At 47.4% G+C, this 25813-nt stretch carries 25 protein-coding genes; 15 read left to right on the top strand and 10 right to left on the bottom strand.

All coding sequences use genetic code 11. The annotated features are described in order from the left end of the window. Positions 1-1278 (bottom strand): lipid IV(A) 3-deoxy-D-manno-octulosonic acid transferase, encoded by a 1278-nt coding sequence (waaA, locus tag OGV93_RS08795; protein ID WP_284201357.1) that lies wholly within the window; start codon positions 1276-1278, stop codon positions 1-3. Positions 1279-1675: 397 nt separating this feature from the next. Between waaA and rfaQ the strand changes: the two genes are divergently transcribed. The 6 genes from rfaQ to OGV93_RS08765 all read left to right on the top strand — a co-directional run bounded on the left by rfaQ (position 1676) and on the right by OGV93_RS08765 (position 8000). Then, complete coding sequence (rfaQ, locus tag OGV93_RS08790) at positions 1676-2746, top strand: lipopolysaccharide core heptosyltransferase RfaQ (protein ID WP_072034359.1); 1071 nt, start codon at positions 1676-1678, stop codon at positions 2744-2746. Beyond that, on the top strand, positions 2743-3867 hold the full coding sequence (locus tag OGV93_RS08785; protein WP_131380320.1) for a glycosyltransferase family 4 protein: 1125 nt from the start codon (positions 2743-2745) through the stop codon (positions 3865-3867). The genes rfaQ and OGV93_RS08785 overlap by 4 nt, the downstream gene beginning before the upstream one ends. Further along, positions 3860-4657 (top strand): lipopolysaccharide core heptose(I) kinase RfaP, encoded by a 798-nt coding sequence (rfaP, locus tag OGV93_RS08780; protein ID WP_101700440.1) that lies wholly within the window; start codon positions 3860-3862, stop codon positions 4655-4657. Before OGV93_RS08785 ends, rfaP begins: the two co-directional genes overlap by 8 nt. Before the next feature lie 74 nt (positions 4658-4731). Then, positions 4732-5742 (top strand): lipopolysaccharide 3-alpha-galactosyltransferase, encoded by a 1011-nt coding sequence (gene waaO, locus OGV93_RS08775; RefSeq protein ID WP_032932027.1) that lies wholly within the window; start codon positions 4732-4734, stop codon positions 5740-5742. Positions 5743-5832: 90 nt separating this feature from the next. Beyond that, complete coding sequence (locus OGV93_RS08770; protein ID WP_101700439.1) at positions 5833-6846, top strand: glycosyltransferase family 8 protein; 1014 nt, start codon at positions 5833-5835, stop codon at positions 6844-6846. A gap of 11 nt (positions 6847-6857) precedes the next feature. After that, a complete protein-coding gene (locus OGV93_RS08765) occupies positions 6858-8000 on the top strand; it encodes a lipopolysaccharide N-acetylglucosaminyltransferase (protein ID WP_210404996.1) in 1143 nt (380 codons plus the stop codon). Between the two features lie 36 nt (positions 8001-8036). On the opposite strand, the gene rfaL is transcribed toward OGV93_RS08765, so the two are convergent. Genes rfaL through rfaD form a run of 4 tightly spaced genes read right to left on the bottom strand, consistent with a single transcriptional unit; the run spans position 8037 to position 12222 of the window. Then, positions 8037-9245: an O-antigen ligase RfaL gene (rfaL, locus tag OGV93_RS08760; protein WP_200012429.1), complete on the bottom strand. Its 1209-nt coding sequence runs from the start codon at positions 9243-9245 to the stop codon at positions 8037-8039. 14 nt (positions 9246-9259) lie between these two features. Next, on the bottom strand, positions 9260-10237 hold the full coding sequence (gene rfaC, locus OGV93_RS08755) for a lipopolysaccharide heptosyltransferase RfaC (RefSeq protein ID WP_287109515.1): 978 nt from the start codon (positions 10235-10237) through the stop codon (positions 9260-9262). A 3-nt stretch (positions 10238-10240) separates the two neighbouring features. Further along, positions 10241-11287, bottom strand: a complete 1047-nt coding sequence (rfaF, locus tag OGV93_RS08750) for an ADP-heptose--LPS heptosyltransferase RfaF (protein WP_016154975.1) — start codon at positions 11285-11287, stop codon at positions 10241-10243. A 2-nt stretch (positions 11288-11289) separates the two neighbouring features. Further along, entirely contained in the window at positions 11290-12222 is a 933-nt protein-coding gene (gene rfaD / locus OGV93_RS08745; RefSeq protein ID WP_003827312.1) for an ADP-glyceromanno-heptose 6-epimerase, read from the bottom strand. Positions 12223-12500: 278 nt separating this feature from the next. On the opposite strand from rfaD, the gene yibB reads away from it, so the two are divergent. From yibB to tdh, 3 genes are all read left to right on the top strand, one after another. After that, a complete protein-coding gene (yibB, locus tag OGV93_RS08740) occupies positions 12501-13358 on the top strand; it encodes a protein YibB (protein ID WP_032932023.1) in 858 nt (285 codons plus the stop codon). A 279-nt stretch (positions 13359-13637) separates the two neighbouring features. Next, positions 13638-14834, top strand: coding sequence for a glycine C-acetyltransferase (gene kbl / locus OGV93_RS08735; protein ID WP_019078053.1), 1197 nt, complete (start codon positions 13638-13640; stop codon positions 14832-14834). Between the two features lie 9 nt (positions 14835-14843). Further along, a complete protein-coding gene (gene tdh, locus OGV93_RS08730; protein ID WP_046275753.1) occupies positions 14844-15869 on the top strand; it encodes an L-threonine 3-dehydrogenase in 1026 nt (341 codons plus the stop codon). A 67-nt stretch (positions 15870-15936) separates the two neighbouring features. On the opposite strand, the gene rfaY is transcribed toward tdh, so the two are convergent. Further along, a complete protein-coding gene (gene rfaY / locus OGV93_RS08725) occupies positions 15937-16623 on the bottom strand; it encodes a lipopolysaccharide core heptose(II) kinase RfaY (RefSeq protein WP_016157747.1) in 687 nt (228 codons plus the stop codon). A 244-nt stretch (positions 16624-16867) separates the two neighbouring features. On the opposite strand from rfaY, the gene OGV93_RS08720 reads away from it, so the two are divergent. Beyond that, the gene (locus OGV93_RS08720; RefSeq protein WP_049042810.1) at positions 16868-17902 is read left to right on the top strand and encodes a glycosyltransferase; all 1035 of its coding nucleotides are present in this window, start codon (positions 16868-16870) and stop codon (positions 17900-17902) included. Here OGV93_RS08720 and OGV93_RS08715 read toward each other — a convergent pair. The 3 genes from OGV93_RS08715 to gpmM are packed head-to-tail and all read right to left on the bottom strand — an operon-like array spanning position 17889 to position 21701. Continuing rightward, positions 17889-18860: a divergent polysaccharide deacetylase family protein gene (locus OGV93_RS08715; protein WP_103284429.1), complete on the bottom strand. Its 972-nt coding sequence runs from the start codon at positions 18858-18860 to the stop codon at positions 17889-17891. The genes OGV93_RS08720 and OGV93_RS08715 overlap by 14 nt on opposite strands. 3 nt (positions 18861-18863) lie before the next feature. Next, positions 18864-20123 (bottom strand): murein hydrolase activator EnvC, encoded by a 1260-nt coding sequence (envC, locus tag OGV93_RS08710; RefSeq protein ID WP_231390992.1) that lies wholly within the window; start codon positions 20121-20123, stop codon positions 18864-18866. 33 nt (positions 20124-20156) lie between these two features. Continuing rightward, on the bottom strand, positions 20157-21701 hold the full coding sequence (gpmM, locus tag OGV93_RS08705; protein ID WP_200083992.1) for a 2,3-bisphosphoglycerate-independent phosphoglycerate mutase: 1545 nt from the start codon (positions 21699-21701) through the stop codon (positions 20157-20159). Between the two features lie 247 nt (positions 21702-21948). On the opposite strand from gpmM, the gene OGV93_RS08700 reads away from it, so the two are divergent. From OGV93_RS08700 to cysE, 5 genes are all read left to right on the top strand, one after another. Beyond that, entirely contained in the window at positions 21949-22380 is a 432-nt protein-coding gene (locus tag OGV93_RS08700; RefSeq protein ID WP_005120473.1) for a rhodanese-like domain-containing protein, read from the top strand. A 51-nt stretch (positions 22381-22431) separates the two neighbouring features. Next, positions 22432-22683 (top strand): glutaredoxin 3, encoded by a 252-nt coding sequence (gene grxC, locus OGV93_RS08695; RefSeq protein WP_200083991.1) that lies wholly within the window; start codon positions 22432-22434, stop codon positions 22681-22683. Positions 22684-22729: 46 nt separating this feature from the next. Then, a complete protein-coding gene (gene secB / locus OGV93_RS08690; RefSeq protein ID WP_003024155.1) occupies positions 22730-23197 on the top strand; it encodes a protein-export chaperone SecB in 468 nt (155 codons plus the stop codon). Next, on the top strand, positions 23197-24216 hold the full coding sequence (gpsA, locus tag OGV93_RS08685; protein WP_016154966.1) for an NAD(P)H-dependent glycerol-3-phosphate dehydrogenase: 1020 nt from the start codon (positions 23197-23199) through the stop codon (positions 24214-24216). Before secB ends, gpsA begins: the two co-directional genes overlap by 1 nt. A 77-nt stretch (positions 24217-24293) precedes the next feature. Continuing rightward, positions 24294-25115, top strand: coding sequence for a serine O-acetyltransferase (cysE, locus tag OGV93_RS08680; protein WP_016154965.1), 822 nt, complete (start codon positions 24294-24296; stop codon positions 25113-25115). Positions 25116-25296: 181 nt separating this feature from the next. On the opposite strand, the gene trmL is transcribed toward cysE, so the two are convergent. After that, the gene (gene trmL / locus OGV93_RS08675) at positions 25297-25770 is read right to left on the bottom strand and encodes a tRNA (uridine(34)/cytosine(34)/5-carboxymethylaminomethyluridine(34)-2'-O)-methyltransferase TrmL (protein WP_049042808.1); all 474 of its coding nucleotides are present in this window, start codon (positions 25768-25770) and stop codon (positions 25297-25299) included. Positions 25771-25813 lie beyond the last annotated feature (43 nt).

The raw sequence follows: 25813 nt of genomic DNA, 5'->3' as shown, positions 1-25813 counted from the left end.
TCAATGCGTTTTGGGTGGCAGATAAGGTTCCAGCAGCTGCAGCAGACGCTGAAGCGCGCCCTGATTTTGATACAGAACTTCAACTGCGTGACGGCCATAAAAATTACGATAATCGGCATCGGTCAGTAAAGAAGAGACCTCTTTCACCAGCGTAGTTGCGTCGGTGACGGTGATCAATCCGCTTGCCTGTTCGAGGCGGGCGCAAATATCTTTAAAATTAAAAGTATGTGGCCCCATCAGTACTGGAATGGCGTGCGCCGCGGCTTCCAGTGGGTTGTGTCCACCGCGTTCAACCAGCGAACCGCCAACAAAAGCAAGGTCAGCAATGCCGTAAAGCAACATCAACTCGCCCATGGTGTCGCCGATTACGACCTGGTTTCCTGATGACGGAACTTCGCCCGAAGAACGTGTCGTATAGCTTAGCCCAGCCTGGCGTACGAGGTTAATGGCATCCGGGAACCGTTCAGGATGTCTGGGTACCAGAATCAGTAAAAGATTAGGGAACTGGTTTAATAACGCCTGATGGGCGGCAATGATAATGCTTTCTTCGCCGTCGTGCGTGCTGGTTGCAATCCATACCGGGCGGTGAGGTGCCCATTGACGGCGCAATGTAATCGCTTTTGCGGCCAGTTGAGGCGTGACGGAAATATCAAACTTCAGGCTGCCGGTAACGGTGACCTGATTGCTTCTGGCACCAAGCGTGATAAAACGAGCGCCATCTTCTTCGTTCTGGGCGGCAATCAACGTAATTCGGCGCAGTAGCCTGCCAACAAACTTACCTAATTTAGCGTAGCCAGCAGCTGAGCGAGCGGAAAGACGTGCATTGGCAATGACCAGCGGAATATGGCGCTTATGCAGTGCCGCGATCAGATTCGGCCACAGCTCGGTTTCCATAATTAACACCAGCTTGGGGTCAACTTTATTCAGGAAACGGTTTAGGGCATCCGGTAAGTCGTACGGCAGATAAATATGCTGAACGTCAGGGCCAAAAGCGGATTGTACGCGCTCGGAACCGGTTGGTGTCATGGTGGTGACCGTGATCGGCAAGTCGGGGTAACGATGTCGCAGAGCGCGGACTAATGGGATAGCTGCCAGCGTTTCGCCCACGGAAACCGAATGAAGCATGATGCCGCCTGGTTTTAGCGGACGGCGGTAAAAGCCGTAACGTTCACCCCAGCGTTTACGGTAGGCCGGAGCCTTACGTCCGCGCACCCAAAGCCGTACCCAGATCAAAGGCTGAATAAGGTAGAAAAGGGCGGTGTAAAGCAATTCGAGCATAATGGTAGCTGACTTATGAATGTGCTGGGGATTCTATGTATTTAGCTGTGGCTTTACCAATACTTTTCCTATTTTTAAATTAAATAGCGTCCCTCGCGGGGGATGTCCAGGGTACCAGCATCTTTTGCATCTTTACGTTTTCTGTTGATATTTTCCGGTTTAGTCGAGATAGAGGGCTAAAAATCAAAAGGTCTGAACATCTTAATTCATTGATTTATATGTTTTAAAATCATTGGCTGTGCAAGAATTATTCGAGTCGGAACATGGCGAAAGAAGTGATACACTAGCGCGTAAAAAATCAGTGCGATATCAGTAATCAGGTAGCTGTTGAGCCTGGGGCGGTAGCGTGCTTTTTTCTGCTTAACTTTACCGGACACACACGATAAAAGAGCCGCTTGTGGATAAGCCAATTAATAGAATTCTGGTCATAAAAATGCGTTTTCACGGAGATATGTTGTTAACAACTCCGGTCATTAGTACGCTAAAGCAGAACTATCCTGATGCGAAAATCGACGTGCTTCTCTATCAGGATACCATCCCAATTTTGTCGGAAAACCCAGAAATTAATGCCCTTTATGGTATTAAAAATAAAAAGACAAAAGTAACTGATAAAATTACTAATTTTCTGCACCTGATCGGAACGTTGCGCGCGAATGGGTATGATTTAGTTGTAAACCTTACCGATCAGTGGATGGTTGCGATACTGATGCGGTTACTGAACGCGCCAATCAAAATCTCTCAAGATTATGCACATCGGCAATCTTCTTTTTGGAAAAATAGTTTTACATGTCTGGCTCCGCTTAGCGGTGAAAATGTGGTGGAAAGCAATCTGTCTGTGCTGGCCCCGTTGAAACTTAAATCGACTGTTACGCATACAACAATGAGCTATCCTCCGGATAGCTGGGAACGTATGCGCACAGAATTAAATCGGGCTGGAGTTGGTGATGAATACGTTGTAATTCAACCAACGGCACGCCAACGCTTCAAGTGCTGGAATAACGAAAAGTTTTCACAGGTAATTGACGCCTTACACCAGCGTGGTTTGGAGGTAGTTATGACCTCAGGCCCAGGCGAAGACGATCTGGCTTGCGTGAATGAAATTGCACAAGGTTGCAAAGAAAGGCCCGTTACTGCGCTGGCGGGAAAGATGAGCTTCCCCGAGCTAGGAGCGGTCATCGATCATGCGCAGTTGTTTATTGGGGTGGACTCTGCTCCGGGACACATTGCTGCTGCGGTTGATACACCATTGATATGCCTGTTTGGCGCAACGGATCATAATTTTTGGCGACCATGGTCAAAGCAGATGATTCAATTTTGGGCTGGTGATTACCGTCCAATGCCTCCACGCGAACAGCGCGATCGCAATGAAATGTATCTTTCGGTGATACCCGCTGACGATGTTATTGCTGCTATCGATAAATTATTACCGGGTAGACTTGTGCCGCCACAAGCGGGGAGTCCCGTATGATTGTTGCTTTCTGTTTGTTTAAATACTTCCCATTCGGTGGGTTACAGCGTGATTTTATGCGCATTGCGCAAACTGTAGCGGCACGTGGTCACCATGTTCGTGTCTATACGCAGTCCTGGGAAGGTGAGTGTCCTGACGTTTTTGAATTGGTTCTTGTACCGGTCAAGTCCCGGACAAACCATGGTCGCAATGCGGAGTATTATTCCTGGGTCCAGGCACATTTACTTCAGCACCCTGTCGATCGGGTTGTTGGTTTTAATAAAATGCCAGGGCTGGATCTCTACTATGCTGCTGACGTTTGCTATGCCGAGAAAGTGGCACAAGAAAAAGGTTTCCTCTATCGGTTAACTTCACGATATCGGCACTATGCAGCGTTTGAACGCGCGACGTTTGAGCAGGGTAAACCGACGCAGCTATTAATGCTAACTGATAAGCAGATTGCTGACTTTCAGAAACACTATCAGACAGAAGCTCAACGATTTCATATTCTTCCTCCAGGGATTTATCCGGACAGGAAGTATAGCCAGCAGATTCCGAATAGCCGTGAAATTTATCGCCAGAAAAACGGTATAACAGAGCATCAAAATCTATTATTGCAGGTAGGCTCTGATTTCACTCGTAAAGGTGTGGATCGTTCAATACGTGCACTGGCCTCGTTACCAGAAACGCTTCGAACTAATACGCTACTGTATGTTGTTGGACAAGACAGACCGAGAAAATTTGAGGCGCTGGCGGAAAAACTTGGCGTACGCAGTAATGTCCATTTCTACTCTGGCCGTAATGATGTTGCAGAATTAATGGCAGCGGCTGATATATTGATGCATCCAGCTTATCAGGAGGCGGCAGGTATTGTTTTACTAGAAGCAATCACTGCCGGGCTGCCGGTGTTGACCACAGCCGTATGCGGTTACGCGCATTATATTGTTGATGCTAATTGTGGTATGGCAATTACAGAACCATTCCGGCAAGAAACGCTGAATGAAGCCTTACGTAAAGCGCTAGTAGAGCCTTCATTGTGTTTGGAATGGAGGGCAAATGCACGACACTATGCGGATACGCAAGATTTATACAGCCTACCGGAGAAAGCTGCGGATATGATTACGGGTGGTTTAGATGGTTGAATTAAAAGAACCGTTAGCCACACTATGGCGCGGGAAAGATGCATTTGAAGAAGTTAAAAATTTACAAGGTGAAGTATTCAGAGAACTGGAGACTCGCCGTACTCTACGATTTGAACTAACGGGTAAAAGCTATTTTTTAAAATGGCACAGAGGCACTTCTCTGAAAGAGATTGTTAAAAACCTACTTTCATTACGCATGCCAGTATTAGGTGCTGATAGAGAATGGAATGCCATTCATCGCCTGAGTCAGTTAGGTGTGGATACAATGACAGGTGTGGGATTTGGTGAGAAAGGGGTGAATCCACTGACTAAAACCTCGTTTATTATTACTGAGGATCTTACACCAACTATCAGCTTAGAAGATTACTGTGCTGATTGGGCCACAAATTCTCCCGATGTGAAAGTGAAGCGTATAATTATTGATCGTGTTGCCACCATGGTGCGTAAGATGCATGCTGGTGGTATCAATCATCGCGATTGCTATATTTGCCACTTTTTATTACATCTGCCTTTTTCAGGGCATGAGGACGATCTCAAGATTTCAGTGATTGATTTGCACCGTGCTCAGATTCGGTCGACTGTTCCCCAACGCTGGCGCGATAAGGACTTAATCGGTCTCTATTTTTCGTCCATGAACATTGGATTAACCCAGCGTGATATTTATAGATTTCTACGCATCTATTGCGAGTTGCCGTTGAAAAGCATCCTAAGTCAGGAGGCTGATTTGTTCAAGGAAGCTCAGGTTAAAGCTAATAAAATACGCGAAAGAACAATCCGTAAATCTCTGTGATTAATTTATCCTGAACTATTTGAAATGCATCATGTGAGAACATGGTCTATTTCTCAAAAATTGGTAAGAGTCAAATGTCTCAATTTAGCGATAAAGAAGTTATCCTTTCTGTTTTTGAGTACGATTTTCGGGAAAATGCTTCTGCAGACTGTTTTAATATCGGTTATGGTATTGACAGGAATTTTTTATTTGGCTGCGGTGTATCAATAGCCTCTGTATTATTGTCGAATAAAAAAATCGATTTCACATTTCATATATTTACTGATTATTTCGATGAGAGTGATAAAGCCAGATTCGCCGATCTTGCTAAACAATATCAATCCTGTATCAAAGTTTACCTAATTGATTGCAATAAATTAAAAGACTTACCTAGTACAAAAAACTGGACTTATGCAACATACTTCCGTTTTGTTATTGCAGATTATTTCTATAATAAAATAGATAAATTATTATACCTGGATGCTGATATTGCTTGCCAGGGTAGTGTACGAGAACTGGTCGATTATAAGTTTTCCGCAGATGAGATCGCTGTCGTTGTAACGGAAAGAGATTCCGAATGGTGGCATAATCGTTCTGTAACGCTGGCCACTCCAGAATTAATCACCGGATACTTTAATGCTGGATTCTTACTTATCAACATCAATGCATGGCACAGTAATAATATCTCTTCCCGAGCCATCGAAATGTTGCGAGTTCCAGAATGGGTGGAAAGAATAACTCATCTTGATCAAGATGTCCTTAATGTGTTGTTAGCCGGAAAAGTAACTTTTATCAATGGTAAATACAATACACGCTTTAGCATTAATTATGAACTGAAAGATAAAGTAGTCAATCCTGTGAATAATGAAACTGTCTTCATTCATTATGTGGGACCGACAAAACCCTGGCATGAGTGGTCCAACTATCCGGTATCGAAGAGTTTTTTAGTTGCGAAAGAGGCCTCGCCCTGGCATTCAGTAGCGCTTCTCAAACCGACCAATAGCAATCAATTCAGATATTGTGCAAAGCATAAATTTAAACAAGGGTTATACGTTCAGGGACTGTGTAACTACTTTAATTATTATCTGACCAAGTTGAAAGGTTAACTGCTGGCTAAGTACATTGTTAAAATAATCAACAGCAATGCATATCTTAGCCGCTGGAAAATATAGCTGAAATAATTAAAGGTAATTAACTTGGACTTCAAAAGATTAACTAACTTCAAAGATATTATTGAGTTAGACAGACGTGTTACACCATGTGATGATCGTGACACTTTTAATATCTCATGGGGAATCGATAAAAATTACCAAACTGGTGCGGCAATTTCTATTGCCTCAATCCTTGAAAATAATAAAGAGAGTAATATTAATTTTACTTTTCATATTATTGCGGATTATTTAGATCAAGAATATATTGTACTTTTGACACAATTAGCAGAACAGTATAAAACAGTTATTAAGCTATATCATATTGATTCTGAACCGTTGGTGTCACTACCTAAAACAAATATATGGCCAGTGTCAATATACTATCGCTTGCTTTCATTTGATTATTTTTCTGAAAGATTAGATCGACTGCTATATCTTGATGCTGATATTACGTGTAAAGGCTCTTTAGAGGATCTTGCCGCACTGAAATTTGATGGGGAATATGGTGCGGTTGTAGTAGATGTTGATTCAATGCAGGATAAAAGTGCAGAGCGTCTACATAATCCTGAGTTTAAAGGCAACTACTTTAACTCGGGTGTCATGTATATAAACTTGCAGCAATGGCTTAACTCTAATTTAACGAAGAAATTCTTCGAACTATTGTCAGATGAAAGTATAGTTTCCAGAGTAAAATATCCTGACCAGGATATTTTAAATATCATGTTTTTGCATCATGCGGTATTACTACCGAGGAAATATAACTCAATTTATTCATTGAAGTCTGAGTTTGAGATTAAAAATAAAAATCACTATAAATCAGTGATTAATGAAGAGACAGTATTTATTCATTATACTGGTGTAACAAAACCATGGCACGAGTGGGCTAACTATTCCTCAGCACAATTTTTCCGCACAGTATATGAGAAGTCACCATGGAAGAATCAGCCTTATCAAGTTGCAAAACAAAAGCACGAATATAGAGAAGAATATAAACACCTTCTTTATCAAAATAAAATAATTCCAGGCCTGATCGCAGCAATTAAATATAAAACAATGTAATGGTGATCTTTATGATTGATAAAATCATATTTACTGTAACACCTATTTATTCTATTCCACCACGTGGTGCCGCAGCAGTTGAGACCTGGATGTATCAGGTTGCCCAAAGAACCAAATTCCCTAATTGTATTGTCTGTATAAAGAATGAAGGATATTCTGATTATTCTTACGTAAACGAAAGATGTAGTATTCATCGTATTGGATTTAGCTCGGTATATAAGCGTATTTTCCAAAAGTGGACTCGGCTGGATCCGTTACCTTATTCAAAGCGCATACTGAAAGTTGCCGAAAAGTTTGAGATAACCGATCAAAGTGTGATTGTTGTCCATAACAGTATGAAGCTATATCGACAAATTCGTTCGCAAGCTCCTCAGGCTAAAGTTGTGATTCATATGCATAATGCGTTTGAACCTAAGTTGCTTGATAAAAAAGTTAAGATGATCGTACCAAGTTTGTTTTTGAAGAACTATTATCAATCTTATCTTCCTGAAGCTGATATTGTTATTGTGCCTAATGGTATTGACCTGGATATCTATCAATCGTCATATGAATCAATATCAAAAAATAAATTAAGTATTCCCCCTGAAAGCAAGGTGGTATTTTTTGCTGGACGTATAGTCCCTGATAAAGGCGTTCTCTTACTTCTGCAGGCTTTTGAAAAGTTGCTGCATGAGAACAAAAATCTGAAGCTTGTGGTTGTTGGTGATCACATGGAAGTAAGTAAGAACGATAAAGGTGATTATCAGCGTGAAGTTCGGGAAATAGCTGAGCGCCTCAAACCACATTGTATTATGTTAGGTAGTATCTCACCCGAGAAAATGCACTATTACTATCCACTGGCAGATATAGTTGTGATTCCTTCTCAATTTCAGGAGCCATTTTGTATGGTGGCTATTGAGGCTATGGGCGCTGGAAGACCTGTATTAGTCAGTACTCGAGGCGGCATGGTTGAGTTTGTTAAAGATAAAATTACAGGCTATCACCTTACAGAGCCGATGACTGCAGAAACTATTGCTCAGGATATTACCAGGGTAATGGCGGAAAGTAGTTTAGCGGATACCGCCCAACGAGGTCAGCAATATGTCTTTGGAAACTATAGTTGGTCTGCGGTTACACAACGGTTTGAAGAGGTTATTTGTAACTGGTTCGAGTGAAAAAAAGGCTACATAAAGTAGCCTTTTTTTACTATTTTATTTATTCTTCAGCGCTAACAGAAAACCTGCAAAAATACCCAACAGATCTAACTCAATCTGCTCAACGTTGCCACGTATAATAAAATAACCGAAAAATGAAAGTAAAATTATTATATAAGCATTGTATGGGGAATAGTAATTCTCCCTAAATGCATGCGTAACACATTCTCTCACAATGCTAGTGTACACCAGTATTAAACCCACAAGTCCAAGTAATCCTGTACCAAACCATACAAAAAGAATAAGGTTGTGTGGTCCAATTGACTCGCGGAATGTCCAGTTTGGATAATCAACAACACGCTTGTTGTATACAGTTTTATAAGCGTTATTACCAAAACCATAACCAATAACTGGATTTTCTAAGATTAGGTCAAACGCACTTCCTTGCGTACCGTTAGTATAGCGATATGAACTGTCAGTTTGCTGCAATTTAAAGGTCAGTTTTTCTGACATATCTTTGTGTGAAAATATAGCTGTCAGAGCAACAATAGCTACGAGGATTCCTACAGTAAGCAATCGCCATTGTTTGTACATGATTATCCATGTAAGAGCAATAATGAATACAGATAACCATGCGCCACGGGACAATGTTCCAAGAATTAAAAAGGTGTATATCGCCCCTAACAACAGGAATAATATACGGTATTTCGCTGATTTAACGAGCCATAGATTCAGAAGCACTGGGAATAAAAACACCATTGCATCTGAAATTCCGCGATGTTGGTAATTAGTAAAAGGCATGATTCCTTGCTGATAGTCCTGATAATAAAGGACAAGTTCTGAAAGGCATCGCAAACTAAGAGCTGTAAGGAACGAGAAGAATATCAACTTTGAAATGGTTTCTTTGCTTTCTTCTCTTAGTAATACAGGGATCGCAATAGTGCATAATAAGACATTTTCAATAACTGAGTTGTTTATCTCTTTCAGGCTAGCTTTTAGTTCAGGAGTGAACACTAAAGAGACGAAGGTAGCGATTACAAGAAATGATATACTTGCAAAAACAAATGTTTTAAAAATAGGAATATAATGTCGAGGATTCTTACATAAATAAACAATCGTTGTGATAGTCATCAGTATGACAATCAAATGTTTATAACGCGTAATACCACCTAAGAAATAGGTGGCGACAAACAGAAATATAAGTCCTCTATTCCAGTTTATCTTCCAGTTTTTTTTCTCATCTAAAAAAAACTTTGTTAAAGCCATCATTTCTCCGACACTTACAGACAATTATTTAAAAAATTGCAATTAATTGATTCTAATACGGTCGAAGAACGCAAGTCTGAAAGATTTTCACTTTCTGAGCGACATGCCACTTGATTCTTCCCATACCCACCAATCAATCCTGGGTCCGTTGGACCGTACAACGTAATATTTGGGCGATCCAGTGCAGCGGTTAAATGACTCAGGCCTGTATCAACCGACACCACAAATTTTGCCCCCGCCAGTACGCGAGCGACCTCTCCCAAAGTCATCCGTGGAAGAACATCAACATAAGAAAAACCATTTGCCAGCCTACGGGCTCGTGCTTCTTCATGAGGAGCACCCCATGGCAGTTTAATACGTATGCCAGCGTTATTTAACAAGCCAATTAGCTCCCGCCAGTTGGCTTCTGGCCAGTGCTTATCATCACGCGTTGTGGCATGCAGAAATACGGCATACTGGCCCGCATCAGCATTACGTTCTTTCAGAAAATGCTGAGCGATAGCGTAATCACCCTGCGACTGGGGCCTGGAATATCCCAGACTTTTGGCGAACAATTCACGCGTACGTTCTACCGCGTGCTGCTGTTTGGCAATGTGATGTTTGTGATTATAAAACAGGCTCGCCAATGGTTCGCGCGCCGTGCTCCAGTCCATACCATGCTTGATGCCACGTGCCAGACGCGTAACCAACGCCGCGCTTTTTACCAGACCCTGCGCATCAATTATCGCGTCATACTGCTGTAAACGCACCGCATCGCGAAAGGCTTTACGCTCGGCTTTAATCGGCGCTGAAAACCAGGCTTTACGCCAGCGGCGGATCGCCACTGGGATCACCCGGTCAACGGCTGCATGCCAGGATGGGATCTGCGCGAAGCCTTCTTCCACTACCCAATCAAATTGAATATCCGGCATGACCTGCTGCGCATCGGTTAATGCCGGTAACGTATGCAGTACATCGCCCATAGACGATGTTTTAACGATCAGTACCCGCATCCGTCAGGCTTCCTCTTGTAACAACAGGTCGTTGAGTTCTTCCAGCACGCGCTGGGGTGTGATGTCAATCAGGCTCTGATGATAGCCTTCTGCTGCATCTCCCTTGCGTACTTTGTGATAGCCCGTAATCAAGCGAATTACGCGAGCCTTGTGTGAAAGCGGCGGAGTAAAATCCGGGCTGCTGGGGCCATATAACGCTACCAGAGGTCGATTCAACGCTGCGGCAACGTGCATTAATCCAGAGTCGTTGGTGACCACCGCTTTGCAGGCGGCGAGCAGAATGACGGCCTGCTCCAGCTGTGTTTCGCCCGCCAGATTACGGCACCAGGCCTGCTGATCAACGCTCAGCGTCGCCAGGATCTCATTTCCGGCGTCATGGTCTTTTGCAGAGCCAAAAAGCACAATCTGATGGCCTTCATCGATCAGTTGCTTCGCCAGGTCTGCGTAGTGGTAATGTGGCCAGCGTTTCGCTGGACCAAATTCCGCACCAGGGCAAAAGCCGATGATGGGGCGTTCGGCAGAAAGGGAAAACTGGCGACAGGTCAGGGACTTTTCACCTTCGCTTACCTGCAACTGCGGCCATAGCAGAGGCTGCGGTAAATCTTTAGCTGACAGCATTACGCCTTTATCATAGGCCAGGGCTACATAGCGTTCGACCATCAGCGGCCAGGCATCTTTATCCAGCACGCGCGCATCGTTTAGCAGGCCGTAGCGCATTTCACCACGCCATCCGGTACGATGGGGAATGCCAGCAAAAAACGGTACCAGCGCGGATTTAAACGAGTTAGGCAGCACATAGGCGCGGTCATAGCGTTTTTCACGCAGGCTATGACCGAGTTTACGCCGCTCGCCGATCTCCAGCGCGCCGTGTCCCAGCGGCATGGCGATAGCTTCGTTAACTTCAGGCATGCGCGACAATAACGGACGGCACCATGCAGGTGCCATCACGTCGATTATCGCCTGGGGATAGCGCGCCTTAAGCGTGCGATAGAGACTTTGCGACATCATCATGTCGCCCACCCAGGACGGGCCTACCACCAAAATTTTCATACTTACGCGTCGCGGTTCAGCCAGGCCATATATTCCGTTACACCTTCAGCAACGGTTTTAAACGGCTTGTCATAGCCCGCAGCACGCAGATTAGTCAGATCGGCCTGGGTAAACGCCTGATAGCGACCTTTCAGTTTTTCCGGGAATGGGATGTACTCAATGCTGCCTTTTTTGTGGTACGCAAGCGTTGCATCGGCAACGGCCTGGAAAGATTCCGCACGACCGGTACCAAGGTTAAAGATGCCGGAAACCCCGTTTTCCAGGAACCACAGGTTCACCGCAGCCACATCGCCTACGTAAACGAAATCACGCTTGAAGTTTTCACTGCCTTCGAACAGTTTTGGTGTTTCGCCATTGTTGAGCTGGGTGTTGAGGTGGAAAGCGACGCTCGCCATACTGCCTTTATGGCCTTCACGCGGTCCGTAGACGTTGAAATAGCGGAAGCCAACAATCTGAGAATTGGCTTCTGGCAGGATCTGACGAACGTACTCGTCGAACAGGAATTTTGAGTAGCCGTAAACGTTCAGCGGTTTCTCATATTCACGGGATTCGATGAAATCAGAAGTGCGGCCGCCGTAGGTGGCGGCAGAGGACGCATACAGGAACGGAATTTCACGCTCCAGGCAGTAGTGCAACAGCTCTTTGGAGTATTGATAGTTGTTATCCATCATATACTTGCCGTCCCACTCGGTAGTGGAGGAGCATGCGCCTTCGTGGAAAATCGCTTCGATATCGCCGAAATCTTCTCCGGCCATAATCTGGATCAGGAAGTCTTCCTTGTCCATGTAGTCAGCAATATTCAGATCCACCAGGTTAACAAACTTGGTGCCATCTTTCAGGTTGTCCACCACCAGGATGTCGGTGATGCCTTTATCATTCAATGACTTGACGATGTTGCTGCCGATAAAGCCCGCGCCGCCGGTAACGATGATCATAAATGTAACCTTCGAATTTTGGAGTCAGAGACAATCTCAGACACTAATGTCTGTAATCATACCATCACATCGGCATCCCTTCAGCCTCTTAAGTAAGATGGTGGGTCGGTAGAAGGCCTATAAACACCAGTATAAGAATGCTTATTTAATGGTTATTAAGTCTATTAAATTAATCTTAAATGTACTTAGTTTTTTTATATCCATCTATGTATATTATATGTACAAAAACAAAAACTTTGTGATATAATATTTTTTTTATTAATGGTTTGAAAATGGTTATGAAATCGTCTACCACTATTGTGACAGCATATTTTGATATCGGTAGGGGGGAGTGGACTGTTAATAAAGGCTTCCGTGAAAAACTTTCCCGATCTTCTGATGTCTATTTTGACTACTTCAAACGGTTAGCCGCTTTAGAAAATGATATGGTTATTTTTACCTCGTCTGAGTTTGAAGACAGAGTTGCGGAAATACGCAAAGGTAAGCCCACAAAAATTATAACCATAGATTTAGGTAAAAAATTTAAGCATATTAATAATAAAATAAGACAAATTCAGCAGGATGATACCTTTAAGAATAAATTAGAGACGCGACAGCTAGGTAACCCTGAGTACTGGTCTCCAGAATATGTGTTGATCAATAATTTAAAAGCATATTTTGTAGTGAAGGCCATAAATGCAGGCTTAGTTAATACTCCGATGGTTGCTTGGGTAGACTTCGGATATTGCCGTAAACCGCAGGTTACTCGTGGATTAAAAGTATGGGACTTCCCTTTTGACCGTAATAAAATGCATCTCTTCACGATTAAAAAGGGTCTGGTTATATCATCCAGAAAACAGGTTTTTGATTTTATGATCGGAAATCATACTTATATTATCGGCGGCGCTATTGTTGGTTCACCAGAGAAATGGAAAGAGTTTTACTCATTAGTCACTGAGTGTCAAAAAGAGACTCTCAGAAATAATATTGTTGATGATGATCAGGGTATTTTTGTCATGTGTTATTACAAGCGCCCTGATCTATTAATGCTTAATTACCTTGGTCGGGGCAAATGGTTCGATCTGTTCCGTGTTTATCGGCGAACCGCTTTAGGTGCAAAACTCCAGGCATTGCGAATTTTTCTCACTCGAAAGTAGTGGCTTGAATGAGATTGAAGGGTTACCTAACCAGATAGAATGCTGCAAAGGCATTCTTCTGCTATTGCTGTTGTTTTTTTATGATTTTTTATAAAATCCAGCCAATTCAATTGGTTGCGATTAATTGCGTCCAATGAATCCATACGACGGCATCACTGATTAGCCATGTGGGTATACGTGATTTATGCTTCATTTTGAAGAAGTGATGATGCGTCATCTCGTATCAGCGTATAGCTTTGGGTAATATGTGCTGAAATTTGCCCAGTCTGGAGAATTGAAATGCGTGGGGATTTTTACAAACAGTTAACGAACGATCTCGAAACCGCACGTGCGGAAGGATTGTTTAAAGAAGAGCGCATTATTACGTCTGCCCAGCAGGCGGATATCACCGTGGCGGACGGAAGCCACGTTATTAACTTTTGTGCGAACAACTATCTGGGGCTGGCTAACCACCCGGAACTGATTGCAGCTGCAAAAGCAGGTATGGATTCTCACGGATTTGGTATGGCTTCGGTCCGCTTTATTTGCGGTACCCAGGACAGCCATAAGCAACTGGAGCAAAAACTGGCGGCATTCCTCGGTATGGAAGATGCCATCCTTTACTCTTCCTGCTTTGACGCCAACGGCGGCCTGTTTGAAACGCTGCTGGGCGCAGAAGATGCGATTATCTCAGATGCGCTCAACCACGCTTCTATCATTGACGGTGTTCGCTTGTGTAAAGCAAAGCGTTTCCGTTACGCCAACAACGACATGGTCGAACTGGAAGCTCGTTTGAAAGAAGCGCGTGAAGCGGGAGCCCGTCATATCCTGATCGCCACCGATGGCGTGTTCTCTATGGATGGTGTGATTGCTAACCTGAAAGGCGTTTGTGACCTGGCGGATAAATACGACGCGCTGGTCATGGTTGATGATTCCCATGCTGTCGGCTTTGTCGGCGAAAATGGTCGTGGCTCACATGAATACTGTGACGTGATGGGGCGTGTGGACATCATCACTGGTACGCTGGGTAAAGCGCTCGGCGGCGCATCTGGCGGTTATACCGCAGCGCGCAAAGAGGTTGTTGAGTGGCTGCGTCAACGTTCCCGTCCGTATCTGTTCTCCAACTCATTGGCTCCTGCAATTGTTTCTGCCTCCATTAAAGTGCTGGAGATGGTCGAAGCAGGCAGCGAGCTGCGCGATCGCCTGTGGGAGAACGCACGTCAGTTCCGCGAGCAAATGTCTGCCGCAGGCTTTACGTTAGCGGGAGCGGATCACGCAATTATCCCGGTCATGTTGGGGGATGCGGTAGTGGCGCAAGATTTCGCCCGCGAGCTGCAAAAAGAGGGGATTTACGTTACTGGATTCTTCTATCCGGTGGTTCCAAAAGGTCAGGCGCGTATTCGTACCCAGATGTCTGCGGCGCATACCCCTGAGCAGATTACGCGTGCTGTTGAGGCGTTCACACGCATTGGTAAACAACTGGGCGTTATTGCCTGAGGATGTGAAATGAAAGCGTTATCCAAACTGAAAGCGGAAGAGGGCATTTGGATGACCGACGTTCCTGAACCGGAAGTCGGCCATAACGATTTGCTGATTAAAATCCGTAAAACAGCCATCTGCGGGACTGACGTTCACATTTATAACTGGGATGAATGGTCGCAAAAAACCATCCCGGTACCGATGGTCGTTGGACATGAATATGTCGGCGAAGTTGTTGGCATCGGCCAGGAAGTTAAAGGCTTTAAAATCGGCGATCGCGTTTCAGGCGAAGGTCATATCACCTGCGGGCATTGCCGTAACTGCCGCGGTGGACGTACTCACCTGTGCCGCAATACGACCGGTGTTGGCGTAAACCGTCCTGGCTGCTTTGCAGAATACCTGGTGATCCCGGCATTTAACGCGTTTAAAATTCCGGACAACATCTCTGACGACCTGGCGTCTATCTTCGATCCGTTCGGTAATGCGGTGCATACGGCGCTGTCGTTCGATCTGGTTGGGGAAGATGTGCTGGTTTCCGGCGCGGGTCCAATCGGTATTATGGCGGCAGCGGTTGCCAGGCACGTTGGCGCACGCCACGTGGTGATTACCGATGTTAATGAGTATCGCCTTGAACTTGCGCGTAAAATGGGCATCACTCGCGCGGTCAACGTGTCGAAAGAGAGTCTAACCGACGTGATGGCTGAACTGGGCATGACCGAAGGGTTTGATGTCGGTCTGGAGATGTCCGGCGCGCCGCCAGCGTTTCGCACCATGCTGGACACCATGAACCACGGTGGCCGTATTGCTATGCTGGGTATTCCACCATCAGACATGTCCATCGACTGGACTAAAGTTATCTTTAAGGGATTGTTTATTAAAGGTATCTACGGTCGTGAGATGTTTGAGACCTGGTACAAGATGGCCGCATTGATTCAGTCTGGTCTGGATTTGTCGCCGATCATCACCCATCGATTCTCCATCGATGAATTCCAGCAGGGCTTTGACGCGATGCGCTCGGGCCAGTCAGGGAAAGTGATCCTGAGCTGGGATTGAATGCTCGACTTGTATTAAATGCTACCAACGGCCAGATTCTTTATTCTGGCCGTATAAAGAATAAATACTATTTGCCACGAAGCTTTCTGGATAAAGATCTTATCGCTTCTTTGAGCCAGATGAGCTTATAGATTAATCCTTTTCCTTTGATGTTAATATGATATTTTCGCTGCAAAGCTAAAATATCATTAGCCTGGCAAATCTTCATATTTCCCTTACAGGATAAGTCAATTATTCTTAATTCACCGCCTGGCGTACGAATGAAATTTCCAGGATGGATATCATTAGATGCCAACCCGGCTTTGTGAAGGCGCAGAACGCACTGCTTCACTTCATCGGCATTCTTATGGTTAATTTCTTTTAAAGGAGTGCCTTCAACATATTCATGAATAATATAAACATCATGACACTGACGAAGTCGTACTTTTTCAGCGGCATAGTAGAGATCCGCTGTACAGGCGCGCATTTCCGGGGAGAGTGTGTCCAGCTTCTTGATGAGCCTGGAATAAAAGGGGCCGGAGATAAAATTTTGCATTTTTTTCTCAAATCGAGGATCAACTTCACGGTCGTTTTTGATGATAAATTTTTGTGAGTTGTACTCGACCAGTTCTACACTGCGCATGGCGTTACCACTGCTCAATGGTTTGCCACTGATTTCTTTGTTTATATACTTATTCATCAGTGACTTAAGGTCTGTTTTGGTCTCTTTGCAATAGACCGTATAACCTTTTTCATGTGTCTTACTGATGGCCATCACTTTCCTCAATATCAGTGTACATCGCGCGTTAATTTACAGGGGTATAGTATACAGGTTGTGTCCCTCAATATGTAGACGATCTGAGCTATCACAGGCCGCTGAACTCAGGCGCCGCATGGCATTTTCCCATACTGGTTGCTTTCGCTGCGCCGCTTCTGAAAATTAAACGTTCTAACCTTAATAATTCCTTAATGAAACTGTAGTAAAAGTCATCAGTGTACTGACAAACTTGGGTTATCTGATGAGAAACCGCACAAATATGTTGAGTGTTATTATTCCGTTGTATAACGCGGGTGATAGTTTTCGGGATTGCATGGAATCTTTGATCGCACAGACATGGGCTGCGATAGAGATCATTATTGTGGATGACGGTTCAACGGATAACTCTGTTGATATTGCAAGACATTATGCTGATAACTATTCCCATGTCCGGTTGTTACATCAGGCTAACGCCGGGGCATCTGTCGCGCGTAATCGTGGTCTGGCAGTGGCCAAAGGGGATTATGTTGCATTTGTCGATGCCGATGACCTGGTTTATCCCAATATGTATGAAACCCTGATGACCATGGCGCTTCAGGATGACCTCGATCTGGCACAGTGCAATTCTGATTGGTGCATTTTCGAAACGGGGGACACCTGGCAATCAATACCGACGGACCGTCTGCGGTCTACGGGTGTATTGACCGGCCCCGACTGGTTACGTATGGCATTGGCTTCACGCCGTTGGACGCATGTGGTCTGGATGGGGGTTTATCGCAGAGATGTTATCGAGAAAAACAAGATAGCGTTTATTCCAGGGTTGCATCATCAGGATATTGTATGGACGACGGAGTTTATGTTTAACGCCAAACGTGTGCGATATACCGAGCAATCATTGTATAAATACTTCTTACACGATCAATCAGTTAGCCGCCTTAAAAGACAAGGCTTAAAAAATCTCAATTACCAACGCCACTATATTAAAATTACACGGTTATTGGATAAGTTGAATCGTGAATATGCGGGTCGGATTACTATTTATCCGGAATTTCATCAGCAAATAACCTATGAAGCATTACGCGTTTGCCACGCAGTACGCAAAGAGCCGGATGTCCATATTCGTCAACGCATGATTGCAGAGATTTTTGTCTCTGGTATGTATAAGCGCATGATTACTAACGTACGCAGCGCCAAAGTTTTGTACCAGGCGCTGCTATGGTCATTCCGTCTCTGGAAATGGCGCGATAAAACATCCTCGCCCTCTCGTATTGCCCGTAAAACGCTTAATTTACGTTAGCGTTCATAGCGCTGGGTGAGGATGTATTCCCCCAGCCCTGCCATTGCAGGCGCATGTACTGCACCAGCGTGCTTTGGGTGATGCTTTCACCGAGCACGCTGAAGAAGCGGCTGGCGTAAACCGGCTCTAACGGCTGCTTCGGTTTGCATAATCTCACCCCGCGGAAAGGATTACGTGGCACATCAGGTTTACCATTCTTCGGCGGTGTAAGGTTTGGTCTGGAGGTGTCTACCTGTGGTTCATTGAGCAGGCTGCTTGGGCGAACCAGCGTAATGTCCGCAGGCAGGTTATAAAGCATTTGCTGCAGGACGCGAACCGTCGAAGGGTGAGGATGCCCAATGGCAATTGCTGAACCGTTGCGGCGCGCAAGCTCAACGGCACGATTAAACTGACGGCGAATATCGGCTTCGTTTTGCGTGTCATCCAGGAAGACTTTGCGTTTGATAACCTTCACGCCGGTTCCTGATGCTGCGCGCATTGCCTGACTGTTGCCGATGGTCATACTGTCCAGGAAGTAGAGATCGTAGCGTTCCAGCGCCTGCATCACCTTCTGCATACCGAACAGGCTGGAGGTCATCGCGCTGCCCATATGGTTGTTCAGCCCGACCGCATTCGGTACTTTGCTTACCGCGTCGCGAATAATCCGCTCAATCTCTTCGCTGCTCATTTCCGGGCGCAAAGTATCTTTCTCTAACGGCTGTTTGCTCAGCGGCGCCATTGGCAGATGGATTAAAACTTCATGCCCGCTGTTATGCGCTTTAATCGCCATTTCACGCGCGTGTGGGGCATTAGGCAGAACGGCAACGGAGAGGGTGGAAGGCATCGCCAGAACCTGATTTTCGGTGTGTGGACGATAGCCGAAATCATCAATAACGATGGCAAGTTTGCCAGCAAAAACAGGTGTTGCGAAGGCCAGCACGCTGGCGAGAGAGAATAATAGACGACGAAATTGAGGCAAAACTTATCTTCCCAACCACGGCTGTGGATTGACCGCCTGACCCTGGCGACGAATTTCGAAATAGAGTGCCGGCCTGCCCTGTCCGCCGCTGCTACCCACAAGTGCAATAGGCTGCCCGGCGCGAACCTGCGTACCGACGCTGACCAGCGCGCTCTGGTTATAACCGTAAAGGCTCATATCGCCTTTACCGTGCTCAACGACGACCACCAGACCGTAGCCCTGCAACCAGTCCGCCAGAATGACGCGGCCATCGGCAATGGCTTTAACTTCGGTGCCTTCGGATGCGCCAATAACCATCCCCTTCCAACGTAGCTCACCTTGCAACTGTTCGCCATAACGATGTAGCGTTGGACCACGAACGGGCCAGAATGCCTGGCCGCGTGGGGAACCTAAACCGCCGGTACGGGACATCAGTGATTTTTCGCTTTCGGTTGGCTTGTAGGTTGAGCCTTTCCGTGACGCATCCTTCTGTTTGTCACGTACGGCCTGCGCCTCGCGAGCTTCACGTTCCGCGCGTGCTTTGGCTGCGGCTTCGGCACGAGCAATGCTGTTGCGCAGGCGTGATTCGTTGGCGCGCATTTCGCCCAGTTGCTGCTGACCCTGCTGAATCGATGACTCCAGACCCGAGAGCGTCTTCTTGCGTTCATTACGCGCCTGCTCCAGCTTAGCCTGCTGAGCGCGCTGTTCGTACAGCAACGTCTGCTGTTCGCTCTGCTTATCTTCCAGCTCGGCTTTTTGCGAGTCGACCTCTTCGCGGGTTTGTTTCAACTGCGCGATGGTTTCCTGCCGCGCCTGGTTCAGATAGCCGAAATAGGCCTGCAGGCGTTGCCCGCGCTGGCTCTCTTCCCCGCTCAGAATGAGCTGAATACCGGTGTGTTCGCCCTGGCGAAACGCTGCGTCAAGTTGCGCTGCCAGGCTACGCTCTTGCGCAGCCCGCTGTTTTTCCAGCTTCGCGAGGGCGGCATTCATCTCTGTGATTTGTGCATTCAGCTGCGCCAGCGAGTTTTGCGTTTCGCGTAGTTGCCTGGCGGCAACGGCGATGGCCTGTTCCTGAGCTTTAAGTTGAGCGAGGAGAGTGGAGCGTTGTTGTTGTTGTTGGCGTACCGCGCGTTCTTTTGCCGCGATATCAGCCTGAATAGATTTGAGCTGATCGCGCTCGTCCGCGTGGGCGGAAAAGGCGCACAGCAATACGCCAGCGCTAAGCGCGCTGGCGTAGAACAAGGGCCTGACTGAAAGCTTTCGCAGTTTCACGGCCCAAGTGATGGTATTAATCGCCTTTCCCCTCATGGGGAGGGATTATTCCACGATGAACAGCGGCTTACCAGTCATCTCTTGCGGGATTTCCATACCCATCAGCGTCAGCATCGTCGGGGCGATATCAGAAAGTTTGCCGCCTTCAACTGCTTTGACGTTTTTACCACCGACATAAATCAGCGGAACGGGCAGGTTGGTGTGTGCTGTATGCGCCTGACCGGTGGACGGATCGCGCATTTGCTCTGCGTTACCGTGGTCGGCGGTGATCAGCAGTTGGCCGCCAACGGATTCAACCGCTTTAGTCACCTGCTCAACGCAGTGATCCAGCGCTTCAACCGCTTTAACCGCAGCTTCCATCACCCCGGTGTGACCAACCATGTCGCCGTTCGGGTAGTTACAAATGATGGTGTCGTATTTTCCGCTCTGAATCGCAGCAACCAGCTTCTCGGTCAGCTCAGCAGAGCTCATTTCCGGCTGCAGATCGTAGGTCGCGACTTTCGGCGAATTGATCAGGATGCGATCTTCGCCTTTGAACGGCTCTTCTACGCCGCCGTTAAAGAAGAAGGTCACGTGGGCATATTTTTCAGTTTCGGAAATACGCAGCTGCGTTTTGTCATTCTTCGCCATCCACTCGCCAAGGGTGTTGGCCAGAGACGCTGGTGGGTAAGCAACAGCCGTTTTGATGTCGACTGCGTATTCGGTCAGCATCACAAAGTTGAGGTTAACGACTTTCTTACGGGCGAAGCCGTCGAAGTCAGCGTTAACAAACGCACGGGTGATTTCACGCGCACGGTCAGCACGGAAGTTCATGAAAATCAGCGTATCGCCGTCTTCCATGGCGGCTTCAGCCTGGCCTTCAGCACGGATCACGGTCGCTTTCACGAATTCGTCGTTTTCGTCGCGGGCATAAGCAGCCTGCAGGCCTTCAACAGCCGTAGCGAACTGGAACTCGCCTTTTGCCAGCGTCATCAGGTCATAAGCCTGTTCAACGCGATCCCAACGGTTGTCGCGGTCCATGGCGTAGTAACGACCGATGATGGACGCTACGCGGCCTTTGCCCAGCGCGGCAAATTTCTCTTCGAATTTCTGCAGCGAATGTTCAGCGCTGCGCGGCGGGGTATCACGGCCATCAAGGAAAGCGTGCAGATAGATTTTCTCAGCACCGCGTTCAGCTGCCATTTCGACCATCGCCATGATGTGATCTTCGTGGCTGTGAACGCCGCCAGCAGAGAGCAGGCCCATGATGTGAACCGCTTTGCCGCTATTTTTTGCCTGGTCGACCGCATCGGTCAGCACTGGGTTAGCGAAGAAAGTCCGTTCTTTAATTTCAACATCCAGACGGGTCAGGTCCTGATACACGATACGGCCCGCGCCCAGGTTGACGTGACCCACTTCGGAGTTGCCCATCTGGCGATCGGGCAGGCCGACTTCCAGGCCAGAGGCATCAATCAGGGTATGCGGACGTTTTGCCCACAGAGCATCCATTACCGGGGTTTTGGCATTAAAGATGGCGTTATCCTGGCTGTCTTCACGATAGCCATAGCCATCCAGAATCACCAGTACCATAGGTTTTTTAGAAACCGACATTGCGACAACCTCACACTCAATAGACAAAAATAATTGCGTAATTTTACTACAGCTGAATCGATAAAATAGCCCCAGAAGATCAAATAATCGACCAGAGCGTGTCGCAGAGGGCGCGGATTTACGTTTTTTTTTCCGTAGCGCCCCGCAAAAATGCAATCCAATGCACGCTCTGGCTGTATTTGCGCCAACGCGCAGGTATACTCCTTTCCTGGTTTTTTAATCACTAAGTCGGGAGTTGTTACCCCCCATGCAAGAAATTATGCAATTTGTTAGTCGCCACCCTGTATTGAGTATCGCCTGGATTGCGTTACTGGCGGCTGTATTATTTACCACGTTTAAGAGCCTGACTTCGAAAGTGAAGGTAATTACGCGCGGAGAAGCCACTCGTCTTATCAACAAAGAAGATGCGGTGATTGTGGATTTACGTCAGCGCGACGACTTCCGCAAAGGCCATATCGCGGGCTCCACGAACCTGCTGCCGAGCGAAATCAAAGCCAACAATTTTGGCGAGCTGGAAAAACACAAAAACAAACCTGTTATTGTGGTTGATGGCTCTGGTATGCAGTGCCAGGATTCAGCAACTGCGCTGATTAAAGCCGGTTTTGAGCAGGTATCTGTACTGAAAGACGGCGTAGCGGGCTGGAGTGGCGAGAATCTGCCACTGGTTCGCGGCAAGTAATTTACCCGTCTTCTTTCATGCCTCAGGGTAAAAGAACACTGGAGATAAGTCATGGCCAATATTGAGATCTATACCAAAGCGACCTGCCCGTTTTGCCATCGCGCAAAGGCGCTGTTGAACAGCAAGGGTGTGAGTTTCCAGGAACTTCCGATTGACGGCGATGCCATGAAGCGTGAAGAGATGATCAAGCGCAGTGGCCGTACAACGGTTCCGCAGATTTTTATTGATGCACAGCACATTGGTGGTTGTGACGACTTGTATGCGTTGGATGCACGTGGTGGACTGGATCCACTGCTGCGTTAAGGCGTACCGAAGTATTTAAAGGACAACACTAAAGGGTTTTCTCAACATGTCAGAACAAAATAACACTGAAATGGCTTTCCAGATCCAACGTATTTATACCAAGGATGTGTCTTTCGAAGCGCCAAATGCACCACATGTTTTCCAGAAAGATTGGCAGCCAGAGGTTAAACTGGATCTTGATACCGCATCTACCCAACTGGCAGATGATGTGTATGAAGTAGTGCTGCGTGTCACCGTAACGGCTTCTCTGGGTGAAGAAACTGCGTTCCTGTGTGAAGTTCAGCAGGGCGGTATTTTCTCCATCAGTGGTATTGAAGGGACTCAGATGGCGCATTGCCTTGGTGCATACTGCCCGAACATTCTGTTCCCGTATGCCCGCGAATGCATCACCAGCCTGGTTTCCCGCGGTACATTCCCGCAACTGAACCTTGCGCCGGTCAACTTTGATGCGCTGTTCATGAACTATTTACAGCAGCAGGCTGGCGAAGGTACTGAAGAACATCAGGATGCCTGATGAACCAAAGTAATGCTTCAATGACTGTGATTGGTGCCGGCTCGTACGGCACCGCTCTTGCCATCACCCTGGCAAGAAATGGCCATCAGGTTGTCCTGTGGGGCCATGATCCGAAACATATCGCGACCCTCGAGCACGATCGCTGCAACGTCGCGTTCCTCCCTGATGTGCCTTTTCCCGAAACGCTGCGCCTGGAAAGTGATTTAGCCACTGCGCTGGCCGCCAGTCGTAATATTCTGGTGGTGGTGCCGAGCCACGTCTTTGGCGAAGTGCTGCGCAACATCAAACCGCTGATGCGTCCTGACGCGCGTCTGGTCTGGGCGACAAAGGGTCTGGAAGCGGAAACAGGACGCCTGCTGCAGGACGTCGCGCGTGAAGCGCTGGGGAATTCTATTCCACTGGCGGTTATCTCCGGTCCGACGTTCGCCAAAGAGCTGGCGGCGGGCATGCCGACGGCGATTTCTCTGGCCTCGACGGACGACACCTTTGCTGACGATCTCCAGCAGTTGCTGCACTGTGGCAAGAGCTTCCGCGTTTACAGCAATCCGGATTTCATTGGCGTGCAGCTTGGCGGCGCGGTGAAAAACGTCATTGCGATTGGCGCGGGGATGTCTGACGGCATCGGTTTCGGCGCGAATGCGCGAACCGCATTGATCACCCGTGGACTGACCGAAATGTCTCGCCTTGGCGCGGCGTTGGGTGCCGATCCTGCCACCTTTATGGGGATGGCGGGTTTAGGCGATCTGGTGCTGACCTGTACCGACAACCAGTCGCGTAACCGTCGTTTTGGCATGATGCTCGGCCAGGGGATGGACGTGCAGGGGGCGCAGGACAAGATTGGTCAGGTGGTTGAAGGCTACCGCAATACGAAAGAAGTTCGGGAATTGGCGCACCGTTTTGGTGTTGAGATGCCAATAACCGAGGAAATTTATCAAGTATTGTATTGCGGAAAAAACGCGCGCGAGGCAGCATTGACGTTATTAGGCCGTGCACGCAGGGACGAGCTGAGTCGCCACTAGCTGTAAGGAACTGTTGAATATAACGACCCGACCCGCGAAGAACGGGTCGGTCGTTTTGCTACCTTCTGGAGTACGCAATGCCGTGTGAAGAACTGGATATCGTCTGGAAAAACATTAAAGCGGAAGCCCGGGCACTGGCGGAATGTGAGCCAATGCTGGCCAGTTTTTATCACGCAACGTTGCTCAAGCATGAAAACCTCGGCAGTGCGCTGAGCTATATGCTGGCGAATAAACTCGCTTCTCCGATCATGCCCGCCATTGCCATTCGCGAAGTCGTGGAAGAGGCCTACGCGGCCGATCCTGAAATGATTGCCTCAGCGGCCTGTGATATTCAGGCGGTACGCACGCGTGATCCGGCTGTCGATAAATATTCCACCCCACTTCTGTATCTGAAGGGCTTTCATGCGCTTCAGGCCTACCGTATCGGTCACTGGCTGTGGCATCAGGGGCGTCAGGCGCTGGCGATCTTCCTGCAAAATCAGGTGTCCGTTAGCTTCCAGGTAGACATTCACCCGGCGGCAAAAATTGGCCGTGGGATTATGCTCGATCACGCCACTGGTATTGTGGTCGGTGAAACTGCCGTGATTGAAAACGACGTCTCTATTTTGCAATCCGTCACGCTGGGCGGGACCGGTAAAGCCGGCGGTGACCGTCATCCGAAAATTCGTGAAGGCGTGATGATTGGCGCGGGAGCAAAAATTCTCGGCAACATTGAAGTCGGGCGCGGCGCGAAGATTGGCGCAGGTTCCGTCGTTTTACAGCCGGTACCCCCGCATACCACTGCAGCAGGCGTTCCGGCACGCATCGTCGGCAAGCCTGACAGCGATAAGCCGTCCATGGATATGGATCAGCATTTCAACGGGATACATCATACTTTTGAGTATGGAGATGGTATCTGATTTCGAGCTATCTTACCTGGCAGATTGAACCTGAGCTGTGCTCGTCATCCTCACGTATTGCGTGTACGCTCCGGTGACTGTGCGCAGTCCGTGTTCAATCTGTCTGCGCCGATAACGCTCGAAATGAATTTCATCAAATTAATGTAGGTCGGATCAGGCCCTAGACGCCATCCAACAATCATCAGCTACGCAGTACCGCGCCCGGATACCCTAGCTGGCGCCAGGCCTCATACACCACCACCGACACCGCATTTGACAGGTTCATGCTGCGACTGTCTGGCATCATCGGAATACGAATTTTTTGTTCGGCCGGCAGCGCGTCAAGGATGCTGGCTGGCAGACCGCGTGTTTCCGGACCAAACATCAGATAATCCCCGTCCTGATAGCATACCGCGCTATGCGCTGGCGTACCTTTGGTGGTCAGAGCAAACAGGCGCTGCGGATGTTCTGCGGCGACGAAGGCGGCGTAATCAGAGTGGCGCAGCACGGCGGTAAATTCATGGTAATCCAGCCCCGCGCGACGCAGGCGCTTGTCGTCCCAGGTAAAGCCCATTGGCTCTATAATATGCAGACGAAAGCCGGTGTTGGCGCAAAGACGGATAATATTGCCGGTATTTGGCGGGATTTCTGGTTCGAATAAAACGATGTTAAGCATACTGCCCCCTTGATAACGGGGGGCAGAATAGCAGAAAGAGCGG

Source organism: Citrobacter sp. Cb031 (assembly GCF_030336725.1).
In the GTDB taxonomy this organism is placed as follows: domain Bacteria; phylum Pseudomonadota; class Gammaproteobacteria; order Enterobacterales; family Enterobacteriaceae; genus Citrobacter; species Citrobacter braakii.
Note: the sequence above shows the minus strand (reverse complement) of the source record. Positions and strands in the feature narration are given on the sequence as shown.

Excerpts from the sequence above, each read along its gene's own strand:
- waaA (WP_284201357.1), bottom strand. The coding sequence starts at position 1,278 with ATGCTCGAATTGCTTTACACCGCCCTTTTCTACCTTATTCAGCCTTTG.
- OGV93_RS08785 (WP_131380320.1), top strand. The coding sequence starts at position 2,743 with ATGATTGTTGCTTTCTGTTTGTTTAAATACTTCCCATTCGGTGGGTTA.
- rfaP (WP_101700440.1), top strand. The coding sequence starts at position 3,860 with ATGGTTGAATTAAAAGAACCGTTAGCCACACTATGGCGCGGGAAAGAT.
- waaO (WP_032932027.1), top strand. The coding sequence starts at position 4,732 with ATGTCTCAATTTAGCGATAAAGAAGTTATCCTTTCTGTTTTTGAGTAC.
- OGV93_RS08765 (WP_210404996.1), top strand. The coding sequence starts at position 6,858 with ATGATTGATAAAATCATATTTACTGTAACACCTATTTATTCTATTCCA.
- rfaL (WP_200012429.1), bottom strand. The coding sequence starts at position 9,245 with ATGGCTTTAACAAAGTTTTTTTTAGATGAGAAAAAAAACTGGAAGATA.
- rfaC (WP_287109515.1), bottom strand. The coding sequence starts at position 10,237 with ATGCGGGTACTGATCGTTAAAACATCGTCTATGGGCGATGTACTGCAT.
- rfaF (WP_016154975.1), bottom strand. The coding sequence starts at position 11,287 with ATGAAAATTTTGGTGGTAGGCCCGTCCTGGGTGGGCGACATGATGATG.
- rfaD (WP_003827312.1), bottom strand. The coding sequence starts at position 12,222 with ATGATCATCGTTACCGGCGGCGCGGGCTTTATCGGCAGCAACATCGTC.
- yibB (WP_032932023.1), top strand. The coding sequence starts at position 12,501 with ATGAAATCGTCTACCACTATTGTGACAGCATATTTTGATATCGGTAGG.
- kbl (WP_019078053.1), top strand. The coding sequence starts at position 13,638 with ATGCGTGGGGATTTTTACAAACAGTTAACGAACGATCTCGAAACCGCA.
- tdh (WP_046275753.1), top strand. The coding sequence starts at position 14,844 with ATGAAAGCGTTATCCAAACTGAAAGCGGAAGAGGGCATTTGGATGACC.
- rfaY (WP_016157747.1), bottom strand. The coding sequence starts at position 16,623 with ATGGCCATCAGTAAGACACATGAAAAAGGTTATACGGTCTATTGCAAA.
- OGV93_RS08720 (WP_049042810.1), top strand. The coding sequence starts at position 16,868 with ATGAGAAACCGCACAAATATGTTGAGTGTTATTATTCCGTTGTATAAC.
- gpmM (WP_200083992.1), bottom strand. The coding sequence starts at position 21,701 with ATGTCGGTTTCTAAAAAACCTATGGTACTGGTGATTCTGGATGGCTAT.
- OGV93_RS08700 (WP_005120473.1), top strand. The coding sequence starts at position 21,949 with ATGCAAGAAATTATGCAATTTGTTAGTCGCCACCCTGTATTGAGTATC.
- grxC (WP_200083991.1), top strand. The coding sequence starts at position 22,432 with ATGGCCAATATTGAGATCTATACCAAAGCGACCTGCCCGTTTTGCCAT.
- secB (WP_003024155.1), top strand. The coding sequence starts at position 22,730 with ATGTCAGAACAAAATAACACTGAAATGGCTTTCCAGATCCAACGTATT.
- gpsA (WP_016154966.1), top strand. The coding sequence starts at position 23,197 with ATGAACCAAAGTAATGCTTCAATGACTGTGATTGGTGCCGGCTCGTAC.
- cysE (WP_016154965.1), top strand. The coding sequence starts at position 24,294 with ATGCCGTGTGAAGAACTGGATATCGTCTGGAAAAACATTAAAGCGGAA.
- trmL (WP_049042808.1), bottom strand. The coding sequence starts at position 25,770 with ATGCTTAACATCGTTTTATTCGAACCAGAAATCCCGCCAAATACCGGC.